The 25,100-nt window shown below is 62.6% G+C and carries 25 protein-coding genes and 2 tRNA genes; 14 read left to right on the plus strand and 13 right to left on the minus strand.

Features of this window, described 5'->3' with window-relative positions:
* Nucleotides 1–5: 5 nt before the first annotated feature.
* From QXU97_05510 to QXU97_05520, 3 genes are read left to right on the plus strand one after another with little or no spacing between them, the layout of a single operon-like run.
* Entirely contained in the window at nt 6–791 is a 786-nt protein-coding gene (locus QXU97_05510; GenBank protein MEM4036045.1) for a hypothetical protein, read from the plus strand.
* Nucleotides 792–813: 22 nt separating this feature from the next.
* Complete coding sequence (locus tag QXU97_05515) at nt 814–1,437, plus strand: phosphatase PAP2 family protein (protein MEM4036046.1); 624 nt, start codon at nt 814–816, stop codon at nt 1,435–1,437.
* Nucleotides 1,421–1,888, plus strand: a complete 468-nt coding sequence (locus tag QXU97_05520; GenBank protein ID MEM4036047.1) for a small multi-drug export protein — start codon at nt 1,421–1,423, stop codon at nt 1,886–1,888. Before QXU97_05515 ends, QXU97_05520 begins: the two co-directional genes overlap by 17 nt.
* Here the strand turns inward: QXU97_05520 and QXU97_05525 are convergent.
* On the minus strand, nt 1,882–2,748 hold the full coding sequence (locus QXU97_05525) for an N-glycosylase/DNA lyase (GenBank protein MEM4036048.1): 867 nt from the start codon (nt 2,746–2,748) through the stop codon (nt 1,882–1,884). The genes QXU97_05520 and QXU97_05525 overlap by 7 nt on opposite strands.
* Nucleotides 2,749–2,845: 97 nt before the next feature.
* On the opposite strand from QXU97_05525, the gene QXU97_05530 reads away from it, so the two are divergent.
* Nucleotides 2,846–3,145, plus strand: coding sequence for an MTH1187 family thiamine-binding protein (locus tag QXU97_05530; protein ID MEM4036049.1), 300 nt, complete (start codon nt 2,846–2,848; stop codon nt 3,143–3,145).
* A complete protein-coding gene (locus tag QXU97_05535) occupies nt 3,142–3,861 on the plus strand; it encodes a hypothetical protein (protein ID MEM4036050.1) in 720 nt (239 codons plus the stop codon). The genes QXU97_05530 and QXU97_05535 overlap by 4 nt, the downstream gene beginning before the upstream one ends.
* Before the next feature lie 18 nt (nt 3,862–3,879).
* Here QXU97_05535 and QXU97_05540 read toward each other — a convergent pair whose 3' ends face one another.
* From QXU97_05540 to QXU97_05555, 4 genes are read right to left on the minus strand one after another with little or no spacing between them, the layout of a single operon-like run.
* Nucleotides 3,880–4,323, minus strand: coding sequence for a ParB N-terminal domain-containing protein (locus tag QXU97_05540; protein MEM4036051.1), 444 nt, complete (start codon nt 4,321–4,323; stop codon nt 3,880–3,882).
* 16 nt (nt 4,324–4,339) lie between these two features.
* Nucleotides 4,340–5,557, minus strand: a complete 1,218-nt coding sequence (locus tag QXU97_05545; GenBank protein MEM4036052.1) for an FtsX-like permease family protein — start codon at nt 5,555–5,557, stop codon at nt 4,340–4,342.
* Nucleotides 5,554–8,442: a hypothetical protein gene (locus QXU97_05550; GenBank protein ID MEM4036053.1), complete on the minus strand. Its 2,889-nt coding sequence runs from the start codon at nt 8,440–8,442 to the stop codon at nt 5,554–5,556. Before QXU97_05550 ends, QXU97_05545 begins: the two co-directional genes overlap by 4 nt.
* Nucleotides 8,443–8,501: 59 nt before the next feature.
* Entirely contained in the window at nt 8,502–9,194 is a 693-nt protein-coding gene (locus tag QXU97_05555) for an ABC transporter ATP-binding protein (protein ID MEM4036054.1), read from the minus strand.
* A gap of 379 nt (nt 9,195–9,573) precedes the next feature.
* Here QXU97_05555 and QXU97_05560 point away from each other — a divergent pair, with 379 nt between their 5' ends.
* Entirely contained in the window at nt 9,574–10,500 is a 927-nt protein-coding gene (locus QXU97_05560; protein ID MEM4036055.1) for a cation diffusion facilitator family transporter, read from the plus strand.
* Nucleotides 10,501–10,756: 256 nt separating this feature from the next.
* On the opposite strand, the gene QXU97_05565 is transcribed toward QXU97_05560, so the two are convergent.
* The 4 genes from QXU97_05565 to QXU97_05580 form a co-directional block, all read right to left on the minus strand.
* Nucleotides 10,757–10,831: transfer RNA gene (locus tag QXU97_05565), tRNA-Arg, on the minus strand.
* A gap of 34 nt (nt 10,832–10,865) precedes the next feature.
* Nucleotides 10,866–12,119: a tRNA uracil 4-sulfurtransferase ThiI gene (gene thiI, locus QXU97_05570; GenBank protein ID MEM4036056.1), complete on the minus strand. Its 1,254-nt coding sequence runs from the start codon at nt 12,117–12,119 to the stop codon at nt 10,866–10,868.
* Between the two features lie 75 nt (nt 12,120–12,194).
* A tRNA-Leu gene (locus tag QXU97_05575) sits at nt 12,195–12,282 on the minus strand.
* A gap of 68 nt (nt 12,283–12,350) precedes the next feature.
* Entirely contained in the window at nt 12,351–13,295 is a 945-nt protein-coding gene (locus QXU97_05580) for an NAD(P)-dependent oxidoreductase (protein ID MEM4036057.1), read from the minus strand.
* Nucleotides 13,296–13,464: 169 nt separating this feature from the next.
* On the opposite strand from QXU97_05580, the gene QXU97_05585 reads away from it, so the two are divergent.
* The 3 genes from QXU97_05585 (at nt 13,465) to QXU97_05595 (ending at nt 16,445) form a co-directional block, all read left to right on the plus strand.
* Nucleotides 13,465–14,373, plus strand: coding sequence for a hypothetical protein (locus tag QXU97_05585; protein MEM4036058.1), 909 nt, complete (start codon nt 13,465–13,467; stop codon nt 14,371–14,373).
* Entirely contained in the window at nt 14,319–15,479 is a 1,161-nt protein-coding gene (locus QXU97_05590) for a radical SAM protein (protein ID MEM4036059.1), read from the plus strand. The genes QXU97_05585 and QXU97_05590 overlap by 55 nt, the downstream gene beginning before the upstream one ends.
* Before the next feature lie 234 nt (nt 15,480–15,713).
* Nucleotides 15,714–16,445, plus strand: a complete 732-nt coding sequence (locus QXU97_05595) for a hypothetical protein (protein ID MEM4036060.1) — start codon at nt 15,714–15,716, stop codon at nt 16,443–16,445.
* Between the two features lie 13 nt (nt 16,446–16,458).
* Here the strand turns inward: QXU97_05595 and QXU97_05600 are convergent, their stop codons facing one another.
* Nucleotides 16,459–17,007: a nicotinamide-nucleotide adenylyltransferase gene (locus tag QXU97_05600; GenBank protein MEM4036061.1), complete on the minus strand. Its 549-nt coding sequence runs from the start codon at nt 17,005–17,007 to the stop codon at nt 16,459–16,461.
* A 49-nt stretch (nt 17,008–17,056) separates the two neighbouring features.
* Here QXU97_05600 and QXU97_05605 point away from each other — a divergent pair, with 49 nt between their 5' ends.
* Nucleotides 17,057–17,497, plus strand: a complete 441-nt coding sequence (locus QXU97_05605) for a hypothetical protein (GenBank protein MEM4036062.1) — start codon at nt 17,057–17,059, stop codon at nt 17,495–17,497.
* Here QXU97_05605 and QXU97_05610 read toward each other — a convergent pair.
* Together QXU97_05610 and QXU97_05615 are read right to left on the minus strand one after the other, a co-directional pair.
* Nucleotides 17,466–18,509: a hypothetical protein gene (locus QXU97_05610; GenBank protein MEM4036063.1), complete on the minus strand. Its 1,044-nt coding sequence runs from the start codon at nt 18,507–18,509 to the stop codon at nt 17,466–17,468. The genes QXU97_05605 and QXU97_05610 overlap by 32 nt on opposite strands.
* On the minus strand, nt 18,506–19,273 hold the full coding sequence (locus QXU97_05615; protein ID MEM4036064.1) for a hypothetical protein: 768 nt from the start codon (nt 19,271–19,273) through the stop codon (nt 18,506–18,508). The genes QXU97_05610 and QXU97_05615 overlap by 4 nt, the downstream gene beginning before the upstream one ends.
* Nucleotides 19,274–19,384: 111 nt before the next feature.
* Between QXU97_05615 and metG the strand changes: the two genes are divergently transcribed.
* The 4 genes from metG to QXU97_05635 all read left to right on the plus strand — a co-directional run bounded on the left by metG (nt 19,385) and on the right by QXU97_05635 (nt 22,912).
* Nucleotides 19,385–21,094 (plus strand): methionine--tRNA ligase, encoded by a 1,710-nt coding sequence (gene metG / locus QXU97_05620; GenBank protein MEM4036065.1) that lies wholly within the window; start codon nt 19,385–19,387, stop codon nt 21,092–21,094.
* Between the two features lie 16 nt (nt 21,095–21,110).
* Nucleotides 21,111–21,587 carry a deoxyuridine 5'-triphosphate nucleotidohydrolase gene (locus QXU97_05625; protein ID MEM4036066.1) on the plus strand — a complete coding sequence of 159 codons (477 nt, stop codon included), beginning with the start codon at nt 21,111–21,113 and terminating at the stop codon, nt 21,585–21,587.
* Nucleotides 21,588–21,743: 156 nt separating this feature from the next.
* Nucleotides 21,744–22,013 (plus strand): hypothetical protein, encoded by a 270-nt coding sequence (locus QXU97_05630; GenBank protein ID MEM4036067.1) that lies wholly within the window; start codon nt 21,744–21,746, stop codon nt 22,011–22,013.
* Between the two features lie 116 nt (nt 22,014–22,129).
* On the plus strand, nt 22,130–22,912 hold the full coding sequence (locus QXU97_05635) for a DUF2208 family protein (protein ID MEM4036068.1): 783 nt from the start codon (nt 22,130–22,132) through the stop codon (nt 22,910–22,912).
* 103 nt (nt 22,913–23,015) lie between these two features.
* On the opposite strand, the gene QXU97_05640 is transcribed toward QXU97_05635, so the two are convergent.
* Nucleotides 23,016–25,061 carry a beta-propeller domain-containing protein gene (locus QXU97_05640; GenBank protein MEM4036069.1) on the minus strand — a complete coding sequence of 682 codons (2,046 nt, stop codon included), beginning with the start codon at nt 25,059–25,061 and terminating at the stop codon, nt 23,016–23,018.
* Nucleotides 25,062–25,100: the final 39 nt, after the last annotated feature.

Here is a 25,100-nt window from a genome sequence, read left to right on the forward strand (position 1 = left end):
CGTAGGTGCCCGAGCAGGTCGGGGGTCAGAGTGGTTCTTCGATGAAGCAAGGACACGCGGACAGAGGCTCACGGCATCTCCTCGTCGATCTCGTGAGGCTCCTCAACTACTTCTACTCTTTCCGCGAGCTCGAGGAGACGCTCGGGATCCCCTCTCAAGTGCTCTGGAGATACGCGACGCTGAGATCTGTGCCCGAGCGCGAGACCGCCCGCAGACTGCTCGTTAAGATACGCGAAAGCGGTCTCCTGGAGAGCGCGGTCGCGCGCTTGAATCTCAACGAGAGAGAGCTGTGGGTCCTCGCGAGCAACCCGGGCATAATCGAGCTCTCGGCGCATAAAGTGGTAGAAGCCCTCGGAGCCTCGAGGATCGAGACGGTGGTCTCGGCGCCGGAGAGTTATTCGAGCGCCTTCGCCTCGGTCATCTCGAGCCGCCTCAGAGCGACGCTCTGCTTAGCCTCTCGCGAGCGATACTCGGAGGAGAGCCTCTACGCGGCTTACAGCGAGGGCGAGCACCACGTCCACGCCCTGGCTCTCCCGGCAAAATGCTTGGGGAGGGGCTCGAGGGCTCTACTCGTGGCCTTCTGCGCTCGCGATGAACCGTCCATAGCGGCCACCCTCGGGCTCTTGGCCGGCGCTCACGCCGAGCTCTGCGGGCTCTTCGTAGTCGTGGGCTCTAGGATCAGATTAAAGCGCTTAGTGGACGAGCTGGAGGAGAGAGAGGGGCTCAGGACGTCGAGTGATTTCAAGGTGCTGACGCTCATTGACCTGGACGCTAGGTCGCAACAAATCTAGCTCGCGAGGAGTCGAGAGGCTCATGTCGCGCGAGGAGCCCCGCGCGGTCCTCGGCGCGCTCGCGCTGGGAGCGCTCGTGGCAGTTCTGACCGCCCTCGCGCGAGCCGGGGTCTACGCTCCCATCGACGAGATGGTCTACGAATTGACTCCGCGCAGCTCCTCGCTCCCGCTGATCGCTTTGAGCGAGACTGCCTCGATCTACGCGGCGGCGGCCTACGTGGCGGCGGCGTTGATCCTGGCTCGGAGGAGGAGCCGAGGGCGCGCGGAGGCGCTGGAGTTCGCGCTGGCCATGCTCATTACGACGGCTCTCGTGGCTGCGTTGAAGGTCGCGGCCGGAGTCCCCAGGCCGGGAGCCGAGCACTCTGAAGCGACGCCCCTCGCCGTTCTCGCCGGGCACTACGCCTTTCCATCGGGTCACTCGTCGAGAGCGGCCGTCTTGGCGTACTACGCGGCGAGGAAGCGGCCAGAGCTTAGGTGGCCTCTCTGGATCTATGCCGCCTGCGTAGCTCTCTCGAGGATTCTCCTCGGAGCTCACTGGGCGAGCGACGTGCTCGCGGGCTTGCTAGTGGGTTATTGGGGCTCCAAGGTCTCCGAGCTAGCGTTGGGGGAGAGGGTGCGGGGGAGGCGCGGTGGTCAGCCCGGATAGAGCTATGGCTATTCTCCTGCTCTCGCTGGCGCCGGGATTCGAGGGGAGATACGCCGTGCTGACGGCGCTGGCCATGGGCCTCGAGCCGGCGGCGGCCCTCCTACTCGCTAGTCTCGGGACGGCCGTGCTAGCGCTCGCGCTGCCCGTCTCCTTGGATAGGCTCGAGAGAGCGATTCTGAGGAGGAAGCGTCTCAACCCGATCGGGAGGCTCTACGAGAAGTACGTTGAGTCGACGAGGAGGAGGATCTCGCCCTACGTCAATAGGTACGGGCCGCTGGGCCTCGCCCTCTTCGTCGCGCTGCCTCTACCTCTCACCGGGCTGTGGTCCGGCGCTATCGCGGCCTCAGTGTTAGGCATGGATAGAGCTAGAGCCGCCCTAGCTCTGTTGACCGGGGGACTCGCGGCCGAGCTCGTGGTCCTGCTCCCTCTCGCTGCTCTGAAATCTCACTGATCTCCACCGCATAGGGAGAGCGTCAGCTCTCTCGCCACGGCCCCCCCGGACGCTCCGGCGAGCCCGAGCAGCCTCGCCTCGATCGAGGTCCTGGAGGCTCGACACTCGAAGCCCGAAGCCCTCACGGCGTCGGCGGAGAGCCAGAGCAGCGCGTCGAGGTTGAGCGGGGGGATCGCGGCGCGCTCCGCCACGGCGACCCACGCCCTCGAAGCGAGCTCTCTCTTCCCCCCGCGGAGCTCTCTCCAGACCTCTCTCCAGTGGCGCCCCGCCACTAGGCCGCTCGTTGCGGTGACTAACGCGACTCTGAGGTCCACGGGGACGGGGACTTCGCGCGGGGGATCGGGCTCGAGGCCAAGGGCTCTCGCCGCGTAGTACGCCATTTTGACGGCGAACGCCGAAGTCTTCGATGGGCCGAAGAGCTGGCTCAGCTTGAGCCACAGCACCCTGAGCCCCTCCTCCGATGACAGGATCTCGGGCCACCTAGCCCTGAGGAGCGCGGAGAGAGAAGAGCTCTCGAAGGCCCTCACTCTACTCAGCTTTTGCTCGAGCAACGCCCTGTTCGCCCTGGATTCGCGCAGAAAGCGCTCGAAGAACTCCGCGACAGAGCTAGCATCCGAGGAAGAGGCGGCCAGCGAGAACTCGGCCCAGAACTCCTCGCCTCGGCTCGTGAGCTTGTAGCTAACGAGAGCGTTCGCCACGACCATGGCGACGAAAAGGCCGGGGTCCCTTGAGGAGGCCGCGAGCCTCGAGATGGCCTCGAATTGGGGGTCGCCTCTCTCGAGAGCCAGCAGAGCTCCGCGCCCTAGCTCGGCTACGGCTCGAGCTACTACATCGATCCTATCTCGCTTCAGATAGAGCAGCGAGGGTCTCCTCCTCGTTCGAGGGGTCGGCGAAAAATATAGAGCTTAGCTTAATTCTAGCCACTCAAGAAACGCTATTTTGGGTGAGAGCTTGGCGGTGATAGCGATGTTTTACGTTGTCCCGATCGCCGGCGGCCCCAGCGTGTCTAACATCGTGGCCAGGGCGGTCGAGGTCGTCAAGAAGCGCGGCCACAAGTACATGGTGACTCCGGCCTCGACGATATTCGAGGCGGCGAGCGTGCGCGAGGCGCTGGAGACCATCGCGGAGGCGATCGAGGAGGTCAAGAGGTGCGAAGGCGTATTGAGGGTGATCGCGGAGATAAAGTTGGACGAGAGACTTGATAAGCCGCTGAGCATGGAGTCGATGGTCGAGAGCGTTCGAGAGAAGCTCGCGTGAGCAGGGCTGATGGTTTGCACGACCTGGCGCGGGCCGCGGTGTCTCTGGCTCTCGTCGATTCGATAAATCCGTGCGTCTTCTACATCTACGCGTCCATGTTGGTCGCGGCCTCGCTGGCGGGATCGGTCGATCCGCTCGCTCGAGCGAGCGTCGGCAGGGCTCTGCTCGCCGGCCTCAGCTTCGCGTCGGCCGTCGCCTTAGGCTACGCGCTGCTGGGGCTAGGGCTGGTCGCCCTCCTGCCCCCGGTCCCGAAGGCCGCCCTCGCGGTCGTGGGGTTCTCGCTCGGCGCTTGGAGCGTCTACAGGGGGCTGAGCGGGCGGTCGTGCCCGGGGGAGTGCATAGAATTCCCCCGCATCGGTCCCTCCTCGTCGCTGCTCGCGCGCCTGAGCGGCCTGCTCTCGAGGGCCTCGACGAGCGCGGCGGCCTCCTTCGCGCTGGGCCTCGCGATCTCGCTCACTCTGCTCCCCTGCAGCGCGGGCCCGTACGTGATCTTCCTGGGCCTGATATCCGGGCTCCCCGCGGCTCGGGCCGCCCCGCTGCTCTTCCTCTACGACTTCGTCTTCATCTCCCCTCTCCTCGCCGTGCTGGCGGCGGTCTGCGCGGGGCTCTCGACCCCCGGGCTCAGGAGGGCCCTCTCGTCTCGCTCGAGGGAGATATCGGTGATCGGGGGGCTCCTCCTCATAGCGCTCACGGCTTACGTCGTGAGGTTCTACTGAGCAGCCAGCGCCCGCGCCTCAGAGAAGCTCCTCCAGCGAGAAAACGCGCCTCGGGGGCTCGAACTTGAGGACGTGTCTGCTAGTGCGAGGTGGCAGGAGCTCGCCGGTGAGGCCGGCCCTCCTCACGAGCTCTTTCGTCACGATTTCGCCCTCCCTCCACGCCGCGACCTCGACCAGGTCGCAGTCGTAGTCGACCAGCAGGACAGGCGCGTATCTGGCCCCGAGCCTCTTAAGAGCCTCGAGTCTGTGGTGGCCGTCCAACACGACCAAGGTCTTGCTGTCGACGAGGATCGGGGCGGCGAGGGCCCGAGTCCTCGAGATCTCCTCCATGACGAGCGCGACCCGCTCCTCCGAGACTCTCTCGTGAGGTCTGAGCACGTCCAGAGGTAGGAGGTCTAAGCCGACGGCCCGACCCGCGAGTCCTCGGCCTCGCCCGCTCTCGCTCCGCCGGCTCTCTCCCATCCGCACCCGCGCCCGCTCACTCGTACCTCAGGGCCCTCACGGGGTCCAGCCTAGCCGCTCTCCAGGACGGGTATATGCTGGCTATGGCGGTGACGAGGATCGAAGCGATCGCCGCGAGCGTCACGTAGATCGGGTCGAACGCCGGGCTCACGCTGAGAGCGAACTGCGACGCGCCTCCGGGCCGCGGAGAGCCCCCGAATCCCGCTCCGAGCAGCGACCCGAGCCCCCTTATTATCAAGTGAGCAGCGGCCACGCCCGATGGGAGCCCAACGGCGAAGCCCAGCAATCCTATGATCAGCCCCTGGGAGACGAATAACATCATGACGTCCCCGTCTCTCATCCCGAGCGCCTTGAGCACTCCTATCTCTCTCGTCCGCTCCAGGACCGAGACCATCATGATGTTTAGGGTTCCGAGCCCAGCTGCCACGAAGGACGTGGAGGCTATCCCGATGAGGAGCATCGATATGTATCCCATGACTTGGCCGACCTGGGAGACCATCTGTCGGAGCGAAGTGACGCTGGCTCTTCCCCGCAGAATAACGCTCAGGCTCTCGGCCACCTCATCAACGGAGTCAACGCTCTCGGCCTTCACGATCAGCATGTTGTACCCAGCCCCTCTAGCTACGGTCTCGGCGTAGGACGCCGACACGAATATGGCGTCGTCCACGGGGATCCCGCCTAAGAACGAACCATAAGGCTCGAGCACTCCGACTACATTGAGCACGACGATCCTTCCTCCTACATTGAGAGAGACCGGCTGATTTGTGGAAAACGCCCTCTGGCCGCTTCTATCGTCTATGAGCGCGTTGGACCCCGCAACGGCGAGGGGAGCGGGGGCATCTAGATAGAGCGAGCCCTCGGCCAGCTTGAGCTCTCCCAGCAGCTTAGCTAGATCGCCGGGCGAGATCCCAACGATCGTGAGAGCGGAGTCTTTCCACGGGGCCTGGGCGACGAGGGTCCTGAGCGGGATCACGCTCTTCACGCGAGGGACGCTCTTCACCACGGCCACGTCCGCGTCCGTGAGCAGAGAACTTCCCCGCTGCGACACTATCACGGTCTCCGGGCCCAAGGCGATGAGGCGCTTCTCGACCTCTCGCGCTATTCCGCCCGTTATCGACGAGAGCGCTATGATCATCACTACACCGACGGAGACGGCTAGCACGGTCAAGATCGATCTGAGCCTCCTCTCGCGCAGTTGCCTCCAGGAGAGCCCGACGAGATCGCGCGCTCTCAAGACCCGACCTCGCCCCTCAGCCTCTTCCACGCGAAGACGATGGCCACCCCAGCGGCGAGGCCGACCGCGAAGAGAGCGAGCCTCGCCCAGGGGGCCGTTTGCGCGGTCGAGCCCCTCGCGACGTTCAATGCGTACGCTCCGGTCTGGTTCTGGTGCGACGTCTTCACCGTTACGTTGACGTAGCTCTCGAGAGGGTTCCGCAGGTTATCATAGTAACTGAGCTTGATTGGTATGACGAGTATATCGGTCGCGTTGAGCACCACGAAGTTCAGCGTCAGCGTGGTTGGCCTGTTGGGATCCACGTCCCCGAGGAAGACCGAGGACGAGCCCACCAGTCTCAGGGGGAGCCCCTCGACTCTGGGCGATACGATGACCGAGTGCGCGCTCGACGTCCCTGTGTTGACTAGGGTCACTACCACGGAGAACAGCTGACCGGGCGACGGGGCCTCGGGTAGCACGGAGACGTCGAGCGCGCGCAGCTCGACTAGTCCTCGGAGGGGTACCTGGAAGCTTCTGCTCGATGACAGGACACGACCGCTCCCGAGCTCCTTATATTGCGTCGTCACGGTCACGGAGAGGAGCTGCGACGTCGTGCTCGGAGGCGTGTAGACCTCGAGAGGTAGGACGACGCTCTCCCCGACCTCCAGGAGCTTGACGATCCATGACGCTTCTCCCACGATCCTGGCCCCCTGCCCAGCGTCAACGCTCACGATCACGTCGAGCAGAGGGGAGGTCCCGGCGTTCTTCAGGACCAACTGCGCTGATTCGCGCGCTCCTATCGTGAAGTGGCTCGCGATTAAGTCTACGAGGAGCCCGGCGGATGGAGGCTCCGGCTCAAAGACCAAGGGGATCGTGGCTACGTGAGCGAAGTCCGCCCCCCACGGGCTGGTCCAGGAGAGCGTAACCGAGAGGAAGCCGGAGGATCTGAGCGAGTAGCTCGGGACTAAGACCGCGAGAACGAGCTCCCTCATCTCCCCCGGCTCGAGCTCTCCGAGCTTGATCGGAGTGGCGTTGAGCAGGCTCGCGCCCTGGAGCTTTACGTCCAGGCTCGCGTCGAGCATCGGAAAGCTCAACGTGTTCTCAATCGTCATCTCAACGACGCGCTCGCCGGGGGAGAGGAGCCTATCGGGTCTCACCGATACGAAGTCCGAGAGCTTAGGCTCCTTGACCTTCACCTCGACCGCGCGCCTGAGCTGAGAGCCCTGGCCATCTCGATCAACGTATGTCGCGAGAGCTGTGGCCCAATAAGTTCCGGGAAGCTGAGGGGCTATCACCTCGAAGAACGCCGTCGCAGCCTCTCCCGGCTCGAGCTCGTTCCAGCAGATCTGTCTATCCGACGAAGCGATCAGCGGGCTCGCGACTTGGAGGGCAACGCAAACGCTCTTGAGAGAGGCAGACCCCGCGTTGCTCACCTCGATCGTCACGTTGCCTGTTTGGAGAGGCCAGAGCTCGAGTCGGCTCGCAGTTACATTGAGAGAGACCGTCGGAGTCCCCGGGGTCAGCGTCAGAGGGAGCGTTTGCGAGTGGCTGGCCGAGGTCCCCCAAGGAGTTCTCCAGTCTAGCCTAGCGCTCAGCGCAGCGACCGACGTCGAAGAACAGGCGGGGACCTGGACTCCGATCGCGAGAGGGCGCTTGTCGCCCGGCTCGAGCTCTCCGAGCTTGATCGGAGTGGCGTTGAGCAGGGCGAGCCCCTGAGCCGCTAGGGTTAAGCTCGCGTCCCCCATGACGTAATCGAGCAAGTTCGTCACTTCGAGCTCCACCGAGCGGAGCCCCGAACAACTCAGCTCTCGCTCTCGCACCTCGATGAGCACTCGAGACGTCTGCGGAGGCGTTGCGGTCACTCTCAGGGGGAGCTGGAGGGTCTCGGTCCTCTGAGCTCCGCGCGAGTCTGTGAAGCGCAGCTCGACCTGTAGCTGCGAGCTCGAGTCGTAGCTCGACGGCGGGGCGCATAGCTCGAGCGCGATCTCGGTCGACGAGCCCTCGCTCAAGTCCCCGATCTCGTAGAGAGCCTTTTCGTTGCATAGCGAGAGCGGCGGGAGAGCTTGCACTACCGCTTTCGTGCCCGAGATGGGCCCGGGCCCCGCGTTGAGTATTCTCAGCCTCACCGTCGAGGAGACGCCAGCCTCTACCTGCGTCGAGTCGAGTTGCACGAGCAAGCGCTGAGAGGGCTGAGAGACGCGCAGCGTAGACGCCGAGGTCGAGGAATAGCCGACGCTCCTCGGCCCTCGATAGCTGACATCTATCGCTAGCGTCAGCATGGAACCGACCTGCGCGCTCGAGACCTCCACCGGGACCTCGACGGCCTTCCTCTCCGATGTGGAGAGCGCGCCGACGTACGCGACGTCCTGAAGCACAGTAACCCCGGGCGACTGAGGCCTGAGCCTTAAGGCCACCTCCTTAGCGTCGGCGGAGCCCACGTTGGTCACCTCGATGACTACCGCGCCCACTCCTGGCTCGATCTGCTGCGTTAGAGGTCGAGCAACGAGCGAGGGCCTCCCCGTCACCTCGAGGGCGATCTCGAGAGCGCAGGTCTCCTCTCCTACCGACGCAAAAGTCTGGTAGCGCGCGATCAGAGTCGCTTCGTAGGTACCGGGCCTCAGCTCGCGCGAGATGTAAATGGGCGCGCTCAGGTTGAACTTAGCCCCGTACTCGACCACGACCCCCCTCAGGACCTCGACCTGGTAGGACCTCCCGCGACCCACGGCGCTGAATCCGTCTGGGAGTAGAAGCTCGAAGCTCAGCTTCCCTAGCTTAGAGGCGCCAACATATCTCACCACGACGACGAGGGCGAGCTCGTCGCCCGGGGCCGCCTCGCTAACCTCTGAGGAGCCCAACATCCACGAGACTCTCTCGACCTCGAAGGGCGACGAGCTCCCCGTCATCACGCTCGCGAGCGAAGAGGAGATCGCCAGGAGAACGATGAGCGATAGCAGAGCGATCCTCTTCAGTCCGCGTCCCCCCCAATCACCTCGACGACTACCCCGTCCTTCAACCTCGCGACTCTATCGCATTTAGCCGCTAGCTCGAGGTTGTGAGTGACCATCACCACCGTGACTCCTTCTCTGCTCAGCTCCTCGAAGAGTCCGACCACGGATTCGGCCGAGGCGCTATCCAGATTTCCCGTGGGCTCGTCGGCCAGCAGCAGGGAGGGCCCCGCCGCGAGGGCCCTCGCTATGGCGACCCTCTGTTGCTCTCCACCGCTCAGCTCGGCCGGCTTCTTTCGCGCCTTATCCCTCAAGCCTACGGCCTCTAAGGCGACCAGGGCTCTTTCTTTGGCCTCGCTGGGCCTCACTCCTCGTATTATGAGCGGTAACGCGACGTTTTCGAGCGCTCCGAGATAGGGCAGGAGATTGAACATCTGGAAGACGAAGCCGACCTTCTCGTTCCTATAGCGGGCCAGCTCTCGAGGAGAGAGCTTGGCCAGGTCTAGCCCGTCGACCCTGACTACGCCTCTCGTAGGTCTATCGAGACCTCCGATTATGTGTAAGAGCGTTGACTTACCGCTGCCGCTCGGCCCCACAACGGCTAAGAATTCCCCTCTTTCTACGTCGAGGTCCACTCCCCTCAGCGCGGCGTACTCTGACCTCCCGGACCTATAGATCTTCCAGACGCCTCGCAGCTCAACGGTCGAGCCCATGCTCGATCTGGCTGCACTTCGCACAAAGTATTTTAAAAAAGAGAGCTTGGGAACGCGTCGCAATCCTTAAAGGAGGAGACCTCCGGGGGAGCGAGCGCGCGAGAAGAGGGGCTTTGCGCGCTTCGGCTTCGAGCTCGGTCTGCTCCATCGTTCGTGCGGGCTCACGAAATCGTCGGAGGAAGCGGGGAGAGAGTGTAGGAGAGCCGATCTCGACGGGCTCGGGGGGTCGGAGCTCCTTAGTTGAGAACCTAGGGAGAGGGGAGCTCCTCGCCGCGTCTTCCAAATCTAGGATAAAGAGCCGGGCCTCGCTGAGGACTCTGCTGCCCTCTTCTCTCGAGACCGTGAGCCGCCGAGGAGCCGGAAGCAGCCGAGGAGCCCAATGATGAAGAGGCTCGACAAGAGAAGAGCGGCGCTTCTGCAGGCCATCCCGGCAGTACTTGTGAGCGCCGCACTGGGCTTGGCGCAGTTTTACGTGGGCCTCCTCTACGGTTCGGCCGCGCTCGTTGGCTTGGCTCTCCACACGGCGGCCGACGCCTTCATCTCGGTCGGTATACTATTGGGCTATAGGCTGGCCTCGAGGCCGGCAGACGAGAGGCACCCCTTCGGTCACTGGCGAGCCGAGCAGGTGATGGCCCTCGCTCTAGCGATGCTGTTGATCTTTGGTTGCGTCGAGGTAATCCGAGAGAGCGTGGGGAAGCTCCTGGCGAGAGCAGCCCCCCTCTTCGGAGCCTCGGCCGTCGTCGTTCTAATAGCGACGGCAGCCTCTAAGGAGCTGTTAGCTAGATGGTCCGAGCGCTTGGGGAGAGAGGCGGAGGCCGCGCCTCTCGTGGCCGAGGCGTGGCATCATAGAAGCGAAGTCTTCACGTCTCTCGTCGTCCTGGCGGGCCTGCTCTTATCGTTGAAAGCGTGGTGGATAGACCCCATCCTCGGCTTGATCCTCTCGTCGCTGATCCTCCGCGTGTCGCTCAAGCTGGCCCGGAGCTCCGCGGACGAGCTACTGGGGCTCGGCGCGACGAGGGAGGAGATGGAGCGCCTGAGAGAGATCGTCGAGACCTGCTCGCCGAGCGCGAGAGAGCCGCACGAGATTAAAGTCCACAGGTACGGGTCTCACGTTGAGATCACGCTCCACGTGAAGATGCCGAGCGACATGCCGCTCGAGGAGGCCCACAGCATCGCCGACAAGATAGAGAGAGCTATAAAAGAAAAAATAGGATGGGAGGCTACGGTGCATTTAGAGCCCGAGAAGAGCTGCGAGAAGCTGGAGCGCGGGGACAAAGCGCGCGGCCGAGGAGATCGAGAGAAATAGAAGCGGAAGCGAGAGAACGCGCTAAGGCCGCGCTCGACACGCGTCTCCGCGGCGGGGCGGGCCTCGATCATTGGCCCACGAATTGTCGCGACTCACGTACGCGGATAGAAGCCCAAGGCGCCGGGAGCTCAGGTGGAGATCGCGAGCTCGGAGGCCCAGAACAACGACGCTCGAGCTATAGAGGGCCTCAACGACGCGCCGAGGCTCCCGCGTTCGAGCGCAAACGCTCGACGCGTTCGAGGCGGAGGACGAGAAGCGGGCCCGCCGGGATTCGAACCCGGGGTCTCCGGCTCCGGAGGCCGGCGCCTTATCCAGGCTAGGCCACGGGCCCATCGGGTGAGCATAGTAGGCCGATCCGCGCGAAATTAAGCTGAGCTCGCCGGCCCGGGGGGCTCCGCGCAGTCTCTCGGGAGCCTGAGCTCTCTGTGGTAGCTCAGAGCCCTCTCGACGATCACGTCCTTGGGGGCGTGCTCAGCCATCAGCGAGGCTAGCTTATCGCGGTCGACGCTCGTCGACGCCCTCGGCGAGGCCAAAGCGCAGAACTCCCTGCTCTTGACGCTTATGTCGTGCGTGCCTATCCTCTTCGCCAGCCGTATTATCTCCTCCTTATCCATGCCGATGAGGGGTCTCAGGACCGGGACCTCGACGTACTCCTCCGTCACGACGAGGTTGTGGAGGGTCTGGCTGGAGACCTGGGCGAGGCTCTCGCCGGTGACGAGGGCCCTGGCCCCGTATTTCTTAGCCAGAGCCTCGGCTCCAACGTACATCGCGATCTTGAGGGCCACGTGCCTGAAGCCCTCGGGGAACTTTAACTCGAGCAGGGGGAGCATCCAGCGCAGCTCCACCTCGAGCAGCCTCGGCTCGTGGCCGAAGGACCACTCTCTCGCGAGATAACACGCGACCTCCCTCGCCACTTTGGCGTGCTCCTCGCCCCCTATGTTGAAGAACGCGAAGTCCGCTCTCGCCCCCCTCTTCATCATCATCCAGGCCGCCACGGCGCTGTCGAATCCCCCCGATATCAGCGCGAGGACTCTGCCCTCGCTCCCGAGGGGGAGGCCGCCGGGCCCCTCCGCGACGGAGTCGTAGAGGAAGACCCTCTTGCCCCGCACCTCGACGCGCACGGTGTACTCGGGCCTCTCCAGATCCACGCCGGAGGCCCCCCTCTCTAGCATCGCCGAGCCCAGCCTCCTGGCCACGTCGAGGCTGGTGAAGTCGTGCCGCCCCACTCTCCTGGCCTCCACCTTGATCTTCTTGCCGACGAACGAGCTCCCCAACAGCTCGACGCTCTTCTCGGCGATCTCCTCCAAGCTCGAGGCCTCGAAGACGAGGCAGGGGCTCGCGCTCACGACGCCGAAGACTCTGGTCGCCGCCTCGACGGCCCTCTCCATGGGCTCAGGCCTCGAGACGATGATCCTGCCCTCTTCGATCCTGATCCCTGCTCTGGAGACGCCTCTCGCGTCGAGAGCCCTCTCGAGGTTATCGAGGAGGAGCCTCTGCATCTTCCTCCGAGAGTAGGAGCCCTTGACCGCGATCTCGCCGAACCTGACCAGTAGAGCCGGCTCGGCCCAGCCGGAGCCCCTCTTGAGCCCCTCTTCGACGAGAGCCCCGATCGCCCCCATGACCCTCGACTCTCTACTGCGGCGTCCCGCCCTATTAACGACGCGGCGATTTTCTCGAAGGCCCCGAGAACTCGCTGGTGCGGGGGGTGGGATTCGAACCCACGCAGGCCTTCGCCACGGGAGCCTCAGTCCCGCCCCTTTGTCCTGGCTCGGGCACCCCCGCCCCGGCGCGAGGGATCTGCGACGGAACTAAAAAACTTGCAGTCCGCGCTGCGCGGGGAGCGGGCGCGCCTAGGCCCGGCCGGAGGCGAGCTCGCTCTTCCTAGTCGAGACCATACTGCTCAGCACCTCAAAGAACTTGGCGCGCCTGGCCTCCTCGTCTACGGCCACGCCGAGGAGCTTTCTCGCTCTCGTCGTGTCGAGGAGCCATCGGCCCGTCAAGAAGGCCTCTCCTCTCCACTCCTCCTCTGGGACGAGCTTCACCCTAGAGGGAGAGCCAGCCAGCTCTATCAGCTTCTTGACCAGCTCCTCCCAAGTCACGTAGAAGCTGGCCACGTTGATCACCTCGTTGAAAACTCTCTCGTTGAGGGCCGCCGCCAGGAGGAACTTGGCGAGGTCCCCGGTGTAGACCACGCTCCCGCCGGCTCCGCTCGGGACCTCGATCTCCTCGCCGCTCAGCGCTCGATCTATGAGCCTTCGCAGGGTCCTGCCGGGTATCCTCTCGTCGCTGAAGGCCCACCAGAATCTGAAAATGGTGTAGTTGAGGCCCTTGGTCCTCCTGAAGAGCTCGTTGAGCTCGAGCGTGATCACCCTCGTCAGAGCGTACAGCGGAGCCCTAGACGCGTAGGGGATCAGGGGGTGCTGTTCGTCGACGGGGATCCACAGAGGCCTCCCGTACGCTATGGTGCTGTCCGCGAACATGAAGTGCTTGACGCCGGCCTCGCTGGAGAGCTCGAGGACGTTGGCGTAGCCGGCCAAGTCGACTCTGAACGCGTCGAGGGCCCTCTGAGCGAAGGACCACGCGCAGTGCACGACGACGTCCACGCCCTCGACAGCCCTCTTGACGACATCGTGCTCTTCTACTCCCCCAAGCACCACGGAGAGCCTCGGGTGCTTGAGCCCGGCGAGGCCCCCCTCCACCTTGTCCAGGGCCACGACATCGTGACCGGCCTCTAGGAAGGCCTTAGTCAGCTCCAACCCAACGAAGCCCGCCGCCCCCGTCACTAGGACTCTCACCGAGCTCACCGGTGAAGCGTCTGTCTACCCAGTATTTTAGCTTGTTATAACGGGGTTTCCACGCGGGGCTCCGCTTCGACAGAACTTTATACGCGCCGCCTGCCACATTTCGCGCGAACAACGGGTGCACTTTTTGTCGCTCATGTGGGAGTTCAAAGAGAAGCTGAGCTTGCGTCGCCGGAGCCCGGGGGAGCCCAGGAGGGAGGAGAAGGAGCGCAGAGCTCTTCGAGAAGAGCCGACGCCTCTCGCCACCCCTCCCAACTACGACTTGAGCAGAAGGCGCGGGGAGCGCTGGGAGGACGTCAACGCCGCCTTGCTGTTGACGATAGGAGCCCTCATCTTCATCGTAGCTGGCCTCGTCGGTAGCCCGCTCATAGCCATGGGGGCCATAATAGTCGGAGTCGCGCTCACGTTCCTTCAGCCCATGATAGGCTACGAGAGGTGGCCCACGGGATACGGGGTGGCGAGGGCTCTGAGCGGCAAGGGGTTACTCGAGGAGTGGGCCATCCTCGGGCCCAGAGTCCCCATAGTAGCGAGACTTCGCAGCGGCCACCACCTCGCGGTGAAGCTCGAACTCTTCGGGCTGAAGGCCACGGTGATCGTGACGAGCACGGCGGGCCACGTTACGTTGCCGGTGGGGCGAGCGAAGCTCGCTCGCGTGAAGATCAAGAGGCACGGCCCGCTGGGCAGCGAGAGTCTGCGGATGCCCGAGGACCTGGGCAGGATCGTCCGGGCCAGGGCGAGCGTGTGGTTGGCCGAGGCTCTGATGCCCTCTCTCCGTTCGCCGCGCCTATCGATGTATTATCGAGGAAAGGTCGTCCTCGTAGACCTCCTCGCGAAGTTCTCGCTCGAGTACAAGCGGCTCGACGAGGCGCTGCTTATCGCTACGGAGAGAGCCCTGGAGTTGCTCTACGAGCCGCTTAAGCCCTCCATTCTACGATCGAGAGAGAGCCTCCGGACTAGGCTCGCGAGGAAATTAAGAGAGGTCGCGAAGACTAGTCAGGCACTAGCCGGGCGAAGAGCGTGGGCTCTCTCGCGAAGAGGCTCGAGCGAGCGATCTCGGCGAAGGTCAAGCTGAGAGACGCTATGGCATCGAGGTTAGACGAGGCCTCGCTGAGGAGAGCGGAGTCAGATCCTCACGCCAGGAGAAGGCCGAGACCGTGCGGCCTCACGATCCATCCGGCGATCGGCTGCACGCGCGGGTGCCTCTACTGCTACGTTCCCTCCGTCCTGAAATGGGGGAGGACGTCAAGGGTGGACGTCGAGTTGAGCGACCTTATGCCAGAAGAGCTGGCGCTCGCTCTGTTGGCGAACCCTTACTTCCTGCCGGGCCCTGAGGGCACGTTGTTGGCAGTCGGATCGGTCACCGACCCGTTTCTCGACGAGCGCGTGACGTCGAGGACCCTCTCCTACTTGAGAGCGATACGCGACGTCCTCGGTAATCCGGTGCAAGTGGCCACGAAGTCTGTCCTAAGCGGCGAGGAGCTCGAGGAGCTCAGAAGATCCGCTGAGCCGAGAACGAGTGTGCTCGTGACGGTGATCTCGCTTAGGCTAGCTCGAGTGCTAGAGCCTCGAGCCCCTCCGCCAATGGAGAGGCTCGAGTTCCTCGGGCGTCTGGCCGAGGCGGGACTCTCGCCGGCCCTCTTCATGAGACCTCTCCTGCCGGGGGTCCCCTCCGAGGAGCTGCGCGAGATCATGAGGATCTGCTCGGAGAAAGGCGTGAGAGACGTGGTGCTCGGGAGCCTTCAAGTCGACGGCGAGATACTCGCTAAGCTGAGAGCCGCTCCGAGGATCGCTGCCGAAGTCGAGAGGAGAGTCGGGCCGACCGGGCCGGGCCTGAGTCCGATCAGAGCGCCCGAGCTGAAGACGAAAGCGGCGCGGCTAGCCGAGGAGCTGGACCTGAGAGCGCACCCGGCCTCGTGCTCGGCCAGCGTAAGCTCGCACGGCCTCTCCTGCGCCAGGTGTCGCATGGGGCCCTGTGGCGTCGGATGTCCGCCGCCGATCGAAGAAGATGACGCCAGAGAGGCCCTAGAGGTGCTCGGCCTCGAGGTCGTCGAAGTCCGAGCCGGCGAACATCTCGAGGCTCTAATCAAGGGCGAACGCTCGAGGGCTCGACTCGACGTGCTCGAGGAACTCATAGAGACCATCGCTCGGAGGAGAGCTCGCTTGCGCCTCCTCTCTTAGCCAAGCGCCTAGTTAACTGAAAGGGGCTTCGCATTATGAACGAGATACTCAACCATTATCGTAAATTAAAAATATTAGAGAGAAATGGGGAAAATATCGGGAAATTCGATGAACGGACTCCCCGAGCGGCGAGCAGCCAATGATAAAAGACCGGGGAGCCCCGCCCAACTCGAGCGGCTTCCTTTAGAGATCCCGCTGCTCGTCAGGGAGAAACCGGGCGAGAAGCTAGAAGGAGTGGAGGTTCTGGTCATAGACAGATCGGGGATATTCGACGAGGTCATCCGCGCGATCAACGAAGAGGGGTACTTCATTAGGTTCGCCGAGCGCTCAGCGAACGTCAACAACGCGTTCCTAATCTTCGCGATACTCGACCTAAGCAAAAGCGAGCCTCGCCTGAGCCTCGGCGGACTCCTCGAGAGACTCGGTCAGATCGACGGAGTCCTCGAAGCGAGGCGCGCCAAAAGGCTCGGCCCGTTGATATATAGCGAGAGTTTCTTGCCGATCACGGGCGACCGTAGATGTTACATTCTCCGCGAGGATCAGCTCGAGCTCTTCCTAGAAGAATTGGGGAGAGCTCTCGGGGCGGGACGCGAGCAGTTGTTGAACGCGGTCATAGGCAGCATAGCTTACGCATTGGGCCGGAGCCTCGCCAGGGTATGGCGGGAAGCGGCGCCTCGCGTCGAGAGCCTGTCGGAGGCCGTTGGCATCTTGAAAGCGGCCGTGGCCGTCGCGGGAGGCCCCATCGTCGATAGACATGAAGCATACGATGACATCGTAATCGTGAGGTTGAGAGATCCGTGGGCTGAGGTCAAGGAGGAGACGCTCCCCACCGCGGAGCTCTTCGTGGCGAGCTTCTTATGTGGGTTCTTCTCGGAGTTCTCCTTGACTCCTATGGTCGCTCACGACTGGAGGAGCGAGAAGACGCCGGAGGGCTATCGACTCACCGTAGTCCTCAAGAGGCTCTGAGCCTTCGCCTCTATTAGACGCCTTCTCTAACGAGGACGCGGGCCTCTTCTTGAGCCCATATCCACTTGAGCCTCTCCGGGCCTCCTAGTTCCTCGATGAATCTGGCTGTGCCAGGGGTGACCAGCTCCTTCCACTCGGGGTCGCCCCGCGCCATGAGCTCCCTGACTCTGGCGCCGCTCAGTCTGGCTCTATCTATAGGCTCCGGTATCCTAGTCTTCACTCCGAGCTCTTGGAACATTCTCGCGACGATCCTGTTTCCAACGACCACTTCGTCTACTTTGGGCGAGTACTTGAGTATGAACAGCGCGCTGGCCACGTGTACGTCCAACGTTGGGACGGTCACGGTGATTATTCTCTCCAAATCTATCCCGGCATCACGCGAGGATATCCTAAGCATCTCGATCCTCTCCCCAGCCGTGAAGGGATTCCTCATAGTGTGGCTCTCCGAAGCCATCCCCACCGCGAACACGAGCTCGTCGTGTATCTCGAGGATCCTCTTGGCCACCTCCACGTGCCCTAGGTGAGGAGGCTGGAATCTACCTACGAAGAGGGCTCTGCTCAATTGGGAGTCGCCGAGGACAAAAGGGTCTCAGATCGTAAAAAGAGGATCGGTGGCAGCGTTGGGGGAACTGATCGAGCTGCGCGTCGATGGTCGCGAGGTCGAGGCCAGAGCGCGCGAGCTCCTCGAGCCGATCTACGAGTACAACCGCTCGCTGAGGGGGCTCTTCTATCTCAAGCCCGTCCACATCGTCTACAGAAGGGGGACCGGCGGCCTCGTCAAAGTCTACTTCTACTATGGGAGGTACTGGTATAGAGTAGAATACGCTGGTAAGAGGGGGAATAGGTCGGAGCTGAGGTGGATCTACCTCGGCCGTGAGAGGCCCCCGGGCGCCCCTCCTCCGCCGCCGAACCCCCTCGAGGGCTTGAGCTATTTTGCTCTACGAGGAGACGAGAGCAGGATATACGTAGACGCTCGAGTGCTCGTAGAGTTCGCGTGGTTCTTCGAATCTTTGAGCTCTCTCAGGGGCCTCTCCGCATCGCTAACACTCTGACTTTCTCGGCCACCTTCTCGGCTAATGACAACAGCGGCTCCTCGAGGAGGAGCTGCTGACCTCCGTCGACCACCACCTCTCCCTTGATCACGACGGTCTCTAGCGCCGGGGGCCAGACGTCGAGGCGCGAGAGCACCCAAGCTATGTCATCCCATCGCAGTCCGGCCAGAGGAGGCTCGTCGAGCTTGACCGAAATTAGGTCGGCTGGGCCTCCTCTCTCCAGCCAGCTCCCGTCGAGCTTGGGCTTCTCGCCTCGCTTCCACTCCGTTCTCGTGAGCCTCTTCAGAGTCCTGGGAGGCCTCTCTCTCGCTCTCACGGGCTCGTCGCAGAGCAAAATAGGCAGCCTGCCCGAGAAAGAGGCGTTGTGCCCCACGGCATAGTAATCGACCTTATCGCACATCTCGGCGCTGGGCCACGCGAGCGCCGTGGCCGAGCCCAGCGACAGGCCCAAGGTGATCCCCCTCGGCCCCTCGAGTCTCTCGGCTCGGTCGATCCAGATCTCGGAGGCCTCGAGGCCCGAGAGAGCCTCTCTCTCTGCCTCCATTGGAGAGACGTCGGACGGGGCTATGATGAGGGCGTCGAGGTCGTACTCTGCCACGACCTCCGCGGCCGCGCTAGGCTTGGGCTCGAAGAGGCCGAAGCTCGTGTAGCCCTTCTCGATCAACTCTCTCAGCCCCAATAACATGAGGAGAGAGTATTCTCGTCGACTCAACTCGGCCACGCTTCTCCAGGCGGCATCGAAGCTCAGGGTGAAGCCGAGCTCCGTCCTCAGTGGGTAGAGACCGAGGTGTATCACCGGCGAGGAGAGGCCTGGTAGGAGCAATCTCCTCCCCCACCCCTCGTAGATCAGTGCGGCGCTTCTGAGATCATCGGGGGTCTCTCCGTAGCCTAGCTCCGCTATGACGCCACCCTCGACGTAAACGTACCCGGTCTCCAGCCCCTGATCTCTGGGCAAGTAGTAGTCCGCGAAGAGTATAGTCGGCTTACCGTCGCCTCGCGGGGAGGACCTCATCGCAGCGCCACCCTCGGCACGGTCTCCATCTTCGAGACTCTCCGCTGAGCCACGATTAGCCCGAGGAGCAGAGCCGCCAAGAGCGCTTGGCCGACGAGCGCTCCCACGTCGAAGGCCTCCTCGCTGCTCGGTCTAGTCTTCTCGACAACGCGGACCACCCTCTTGAGCCCGTCGATCTCGAGCACGTGGTCTCCGGGGCCGAGCCCCCTGACCACGAAGACCTCGGACCCGAAGTAGCCCCCTGGAAGCCTGACCCTCCTTATCTCGAGAGGCACACCGTCTACGAAGAGGACGAGGTCGGTGACGCCGGGCGCGTCATCGGCGTTAACCACGAGGACCTTGGCGACGACAGCGTCGCCGCGGGTCACGCTCTCCGGGACCACGAAGTCTAGCACCACTATCGTCCCGGTCCTGGCAAGATCTATCACTACGAAATATGCCTGAAGTCCGTTGACCTCGACCACATAAATGCCCCGCGGACCGGCTGTGAACTCGAGCGAGACCCTAGATCGCGCCCTCGCCTCGAGCTCGACCAGCCGCTCGGCTACAAGCGTCCCGTTGATCTTCAACTTGAGGACGCACAAGCTCGAGCCCTCTCGCGGGCCCTCGACCACGACGTACACCGAGCCGACCTGGCCCGAGTACAAGATCCTACGCGATAGCTCGAGGCTCAAGACGGAGCAATACGGAGCCTCAGAGAGCTGGGGCGAGATCCCCATCGTAGAGAGCAACAGCAACGCTACGATGAGAAACGCTCGAATCACGAAACGCTCCTCGCTCGATGGCTCTGGGGCTAGCAAATAAAGCTTTGCCGAGCCTCCTCCTAAATAAGCTCCGACGAGCTCAAGCTATTCGTAGATCTAGGGGTCGAGCTCTTGGCCAGGTATGTCGTCTGTAGCGCTTGGCCCTACGTTAACAATGTACCGCACTTGGGAACCATGATAGGGAGCCTGCTCTCCGGCGACGTCTACGCGAGGTTCCTCAAATTGATGGGCGAGGAGGTGATCTACGTCAGCGGGAGCGACGAACACGGCTCGCCAATAGAACTAGAGGCCAGGAGGCTGGGCGTAGAGCCCAAGACGCTTACCGACGCGATGCACTCCTACGTCGTCGAGCTCATAAAGAGATGGGACATAGAGTTCTCGAACTACACGAGAACTCACAATCCAACTCACATAGAGTTCGTGAGAGAAATCATGATGAGGCTTTACGAGAATGGCTACGTGAGGCGCAAAACGGAGGTCCTACCGTACTGCCCCATCGACAAAGCCTTCCTCGCTGACAGATTCGTAGTGGGCAGGTGCCCCCACTGCGGCTACGAAAGAGCCAGGGGCGACCAGTGCGAGAACTGCGGCAGGCTCCTCCACCCCACGGAGCTCATCGAGGCGCGCTGCGCCATCTGCGGAGCCGAGCCGGAGCAGAGGGAGACCTCGCACTGGTTCTTCGACCTTCCTAAGCTCAGAGATAGACTGCTCGAGTGGCTGCGCTCTCATCGGGAGCTGCCAGACTCGGTCAGGAACTATAGCCTGAGCTGGGTCGAGGAGGGCCTGAGGGAAAGGAGCATCACGAGGGATAGCTCGTGGGGGGTGCCCGCGCCCTTCCCCGGCGCCGAGGGCAAAACCATATACGTGTGGTTCGAGGCTCTCTTGGGATATCTAAGCGCAACTAAGGAGTACTATGAGAAGCTCGGGAGAGCTGAGGAGTTCGAGAGAACGTGGCTCGATCCAAACACTAGGACCGTGTATTTCATTGGAAAGGACAACATACCGTTCCACGCGATAATACTCCCGGCTATGCTCATGGCCTCGGGGCGACCTTACGCTCTGCCGTGGCAGATAGGAGCCACCGAGTACCTGTTGTTTCACGAGGAAAAGTTCAGTAAGAGCAGAGGCGTTGGTGTTTGGGCCGACGAGGCTTTAGAGCTCTTGCCCGCGGACTACTGGCGCTTCGCGCTGATTAGAATGAGGCCGGAGACCAAGGACACGAGCTTCAGCTGGAGAGAATTCTACAGGGTGGTCAACGATGAGCTCAACGACGACGTGGGAAATTACATCCACAGAGTCCTCACGTTCGCCAAGAGGAAGTACGGGTCCGTGCCGGGGCCGGGCTCCATGGAGGCGGAGGACGCGGTCTTTTGGAGCGACGTCGAGAGGCTGACTAAGCGCGCGATCGAGATGTACAGCTCGACGAGGCTTAGAGCCGCGAGCGACGCTATAGTTGAGCTGGCCAGGCGCGGAAACCAGTACCTAAATGCGAGAGCCCCCTGGGACCTCGTGAGGGATCGACCGAGCGAGGCCGAGGCCGTGATATATCTGGCTCTCAATTCTCTAAGGACTCTCGCTCTGCTGCTCTACCCGATCATGCCTAGCTCCTCATCGAAGCTCTACTCAATGCTAGGTCTCGAGGGCCCGAAGCCGGGAGAGATGCGGCTGGCGGGGGAGATCTCGCTGAGACCTGGCCACGAGCTCGGACAACCTGAGCCTCTCTTCCGTAAGCTCCCGGAGGACTTCCCCGAGAGAGCCGACGAGCTCTTAGCCGAGGCTAGGAACAGAGCTCAAGCCGGGAGGCCCAGGGTGGCTCGGTGACGCGTGGCGATGCGCCTTGGCTCTGCCCGGTCGCGAGGTTCTCCGCTACGTGATCGGAGCCGCCGATGAGGCGCAAGTCCAGCCGGCCGGAGTCGACCTCACAGTTCAGCGCGTGTTCAAGTTCAGAGGGGCCGGCGTGGTGGCTCGAGGTCTCAGAGTGCCGGCTGAGGTGGAAGAGCTAGAGCCCGAGGGCGGGGTCTGGCGCCTGGAGCCGGGGGCTTATAAGATAATCTACGGCGAGGCGGTGCGCGTGCCGGAGGACTGCGTGGGCCTGTGCTTCCCCAGGTCTACTCTACTCAGATACGGCGCCTTCGTCGAGTGCGCCGTGTGGGATCCGGGCTACGAGGGGAGAGGCGAGTCCCTGCTCGTCGTGCTCAACCCCAACGGCCTCGTGCTCGAGAGAGGCGCGAGAGTGGCTCAGCTCATCTTCATTAAGACAACCGAGAGGATCTCTTCGCTCTACTCCGGAGCGTATCGCGGCGAGAACATGTAATCAGCGCTCCTCTGGAGATGATGGACCTCGAGGCTCTATGTCGAGGGCTCCAGGCTGGAGCTGGAGCTCGACGAGCTGCACCTCATCGCTCTCGAGGACTCTCTCGTGCTGCGCTTACCCTCCCCTCCGAGCGTCTCGCTAGGCGAGGGCCTCGGCATGAGCTACATCTACGTGGAGCCGCGAGCTCCTCTGAGGCTCGAGGGACTCGCTAAAGCGCTGGGCGAGAACGCAACGAGGATCCTCGGGAGATACATGATAAGGCACCTAGAGCTCTCGATCGGCACGGTCTTGCTAGTGGTCACCCCGGCCGACTTCAGCTACGAAAGGATAATCATTTCCCCCCACGTCGTGGCCATAGAGCATAGAGAGGTCAGGAAGCCCAAAGTAAACGCGGTAGGCCCTATGGTCGAGGTAGTCTTCAAGTAGCATGCCATCGCGGTCGAGAGTTCGGAGCGAGCTTCTCGCGGGACCCGAGGGGCGCGGCAAAGTTAAAGCATCCGCTCCTACACTTTACCACTCGACTCGAGGAGAGAGGAGGACTCTTGGCGGCTCCCATTGAGACGACGCGTAGGCAGCTGATTCTGAATCAGATCTCTATAGCGCTCTTCTCTCTGGTCGCCGGACTCGTGGGGAGGATGAGCTGGACCTACTGGGTCTTCGTCTTATTGTACATGATCGTCTTCGCCGCGGCCATGCAGAGATTCGCCAATCCCGCCAGAGTAGCTCAGGCGAGAGTTGAGGAGGTGGAGAGCGGCAAGGTGCTCTTCAAAGAGGAGAACGCGACGAGGCTCCTCCTCGAGGACGTAGAATATCAGAGAGAGGTCGCTGAGCAGATGAAGATGGCTCAGGTCAGCCTCCTCACGATGGTGCCCATCTTGGTCTATTTCTATTTGATGTATCAGCCCGTGCTCACGCACATACCCAAATACTTTGACCATTCCAGGCTCGGCTACGTGGCCGCGTTCTTCTTGCTCTTCGAGGGCAGCTACCTTGTCAGCAGACTCTTCCAGAAGTACCTCGAGGTGAGGATCTTCGCTGGGCAGAAGAGGAAGCTAACGATGATAAATGCTCCGAGGGCCTATATTGTAACGAGCCGAGGCATAGTGCTGCAGGGCGCATTCTCGAAGAGCGCTTTAGCGTTCCCATTGACGGAATACGAGGTGAAGGTAAATCCAGCGAGAAACTTCGTTGAATTAGTGAAGGAGACAGACAAGAGCGTAGTGAAGCTCAGGCTCTACACGAAGAACCCAGAGAAATTGTACTCCGTGATAACGCGTAAGAGAGGCGAGACTAAAGAAGAGATCGGGAGGAGCGCGGGGAAGTAGTGATGAGTAGAGAAAGGCCGAGCGGAGAGCCGTGAGGTGACCTGTCTCAGCTGAGCCCGAGCCGAGGGAGGAGCTCGCGCTCCTCTCGGCCCTCCTAACGGGCTCACTCGAGCTTCACCTCGGCCAAGCGGTCGAGCGTCGCAGCGTCAAAGACCCTAACGGAGCTCCCGGAAACTGTGAAGACCTCCGCTCCTATGTAGATCGTCCTGCTGGCCCCGGGGTGCTCGAGCACGCCCTCTAACGTCAGTTCGTCGTTAACGTATCTGATCACGGCTACGCCCGAGCTCGTGTAGTGAGCCGACTTAGCGTGTATAGTGACCGGGACGTAGATCCTCTGCCTGTCGGGGTCCACGGTCACGGCGTGGTGATCGCCCAGGGCCTGAGACCACGAATCGGCGATGTGCAGCGCGGCCGTCTCTCTCATGCTCCTCGGATTCGATACATCAAATAGCGAGATCTTCAGCGCGCTGCTCTCGACTCCTAGGCCTAACAGCTTGCCGCCCGGCAGCGGGTGGAGGTACTCGCTGAAGCCCGGCACTTTGAGGAATCCGAGGACCTCGGGCCTAGAGGGGTCGCTCATGTCGATAGCGAAGAGCGGGTCAACCTGCCTGAAAGTCACGAGAAAGAGGATCTCGCCGACGAGCCTCGACGCGTAGATCCTCTCGCCGGGGGCGAGCCCCCTCACCTCTCCGAGCAGCCTCAGGCCCTCCGTCGAGACGACGAAGACGTTGTTTTCGCTCTCGCCGACTTGGAGGGGCCAAATCTGTAGAACGGGCTCCGGCGGCGGGGCTGGCGCCACGGTTAAATTGACGAGCTTGACCTCGCAGGTACCTCTCGAGCACTCGAGGACCTCGACGGTTACGACGCGGCCCTGCTCCTCCTTCGGTGGACCGAGTATCTTAACGGGCTCGGCGAACCGCGCCTCGATCCCCCACGCTCTCGAGGTCGTGGCAACGATGAAATGGCCTCTCCGCTCCTCCATGGAGAACTGGTCTAGAACGACGCCCGGGACTTCGAAAGAGCCGGAGAAGTCTAAGTGGAGCCCCCTCGTTGAGAAGACGTAGAACCTCGTGCTGTCCTCAAGGGTCCCCACTTCAGCAGCCGCTTTTTTTAAGAGAGCGTCGGCCTCCTCGCCTCGTAGCCCTCTCAGGTAGGCCTCGGCGGCTCGGAGAGCGGCCTCGAGGTCTCCCTGCTCTAGCGCCCTGGTTATGTTCAACGAGGCGTCGCTCGGCGCGTGCATCGCCAGCGCCCTCAGGAGCAGCTTCGCCGCGTCCTCGCGAGAAGGAACGTAACTCGAGGCGGCGTAAAGTCTGCCCTCGGCCGACATGTAGATCCAGCTGCTAGACCCCGTGAGGAACGCGACCGCCGAACTCCTCAGCGTGTCGGGATCTACGGCCGCTACCACGGTGTAGTGCGTGGGGCTCGAGCTAAGAACTCCTATGCTGGAGGGAGCTAGCGGGGCCCCGTCGACGAGCGGGACCATGCGCGGGAGGGCCGCGAGCGACAACACGAGGTAGACCACGCCGCTGTTCATTCTAGTGCTCACTAGATAACCGGTAAAAGAGAGTGAGCCGACTCGGCGCGGACCGGAGGGGTCGCTCACATCGTAGACCGTAACGGTGGTGTTGATGGGCCGTGCGATGGTGTAGTCGGAGTGTAACGCGACGAGCCTCGAGCCATTCAGATAAAGGCCGAGGACGAGCCCCCCCACGTCGATCCTAGAGATGATCCTCCTACCGGCCGCGTCGACCAAGTATACTCTGTCGCCCGAAGCCACTGCGATGATCCTGCCGTCGGTCTTAACGACGTCGGCTTCGTCTACTCCCTCTACCTGCACGTTAGTGAGCGAGTAGGGCTCCGCGGCGGAGCCTAGCTTAAATGACTGAGCTTCGGGGATCATCCCTGCGGTCGTGTATCGAATCGATTGAGCCGAGCGAGCCGCTCGTTCCAGGAACGCGAAGAGCTCCTCGTAGGTCGAGAAGGTAGGCACTCCTCGCAGCTCGGCTCCGACCGAGTGGTGCGGCCCCGAGATCGCGGCCTGACTCGGAGTGATCGGAGCTCCCGGGGCCATCAATGTGCTCAGAGATAGAGGCAGCGATAGACCCAGCACTAGTGCCGCGAGGAGCAGGACGGCGAAGCGTTTCTCCACGTCTAGAATCACCGCGAGTAGCTCCAATAGTTGTCCTGA

The organism is Fervidicoccaceae archaeon (assembly GCA_038878695.1).
In the GTDB taxonomy this organism is placed as follows: Archaea; Thermoproteota; Thermoprotei_A; order Sulfolobales; family Fervidicoccaceae; genus JAVZVD01.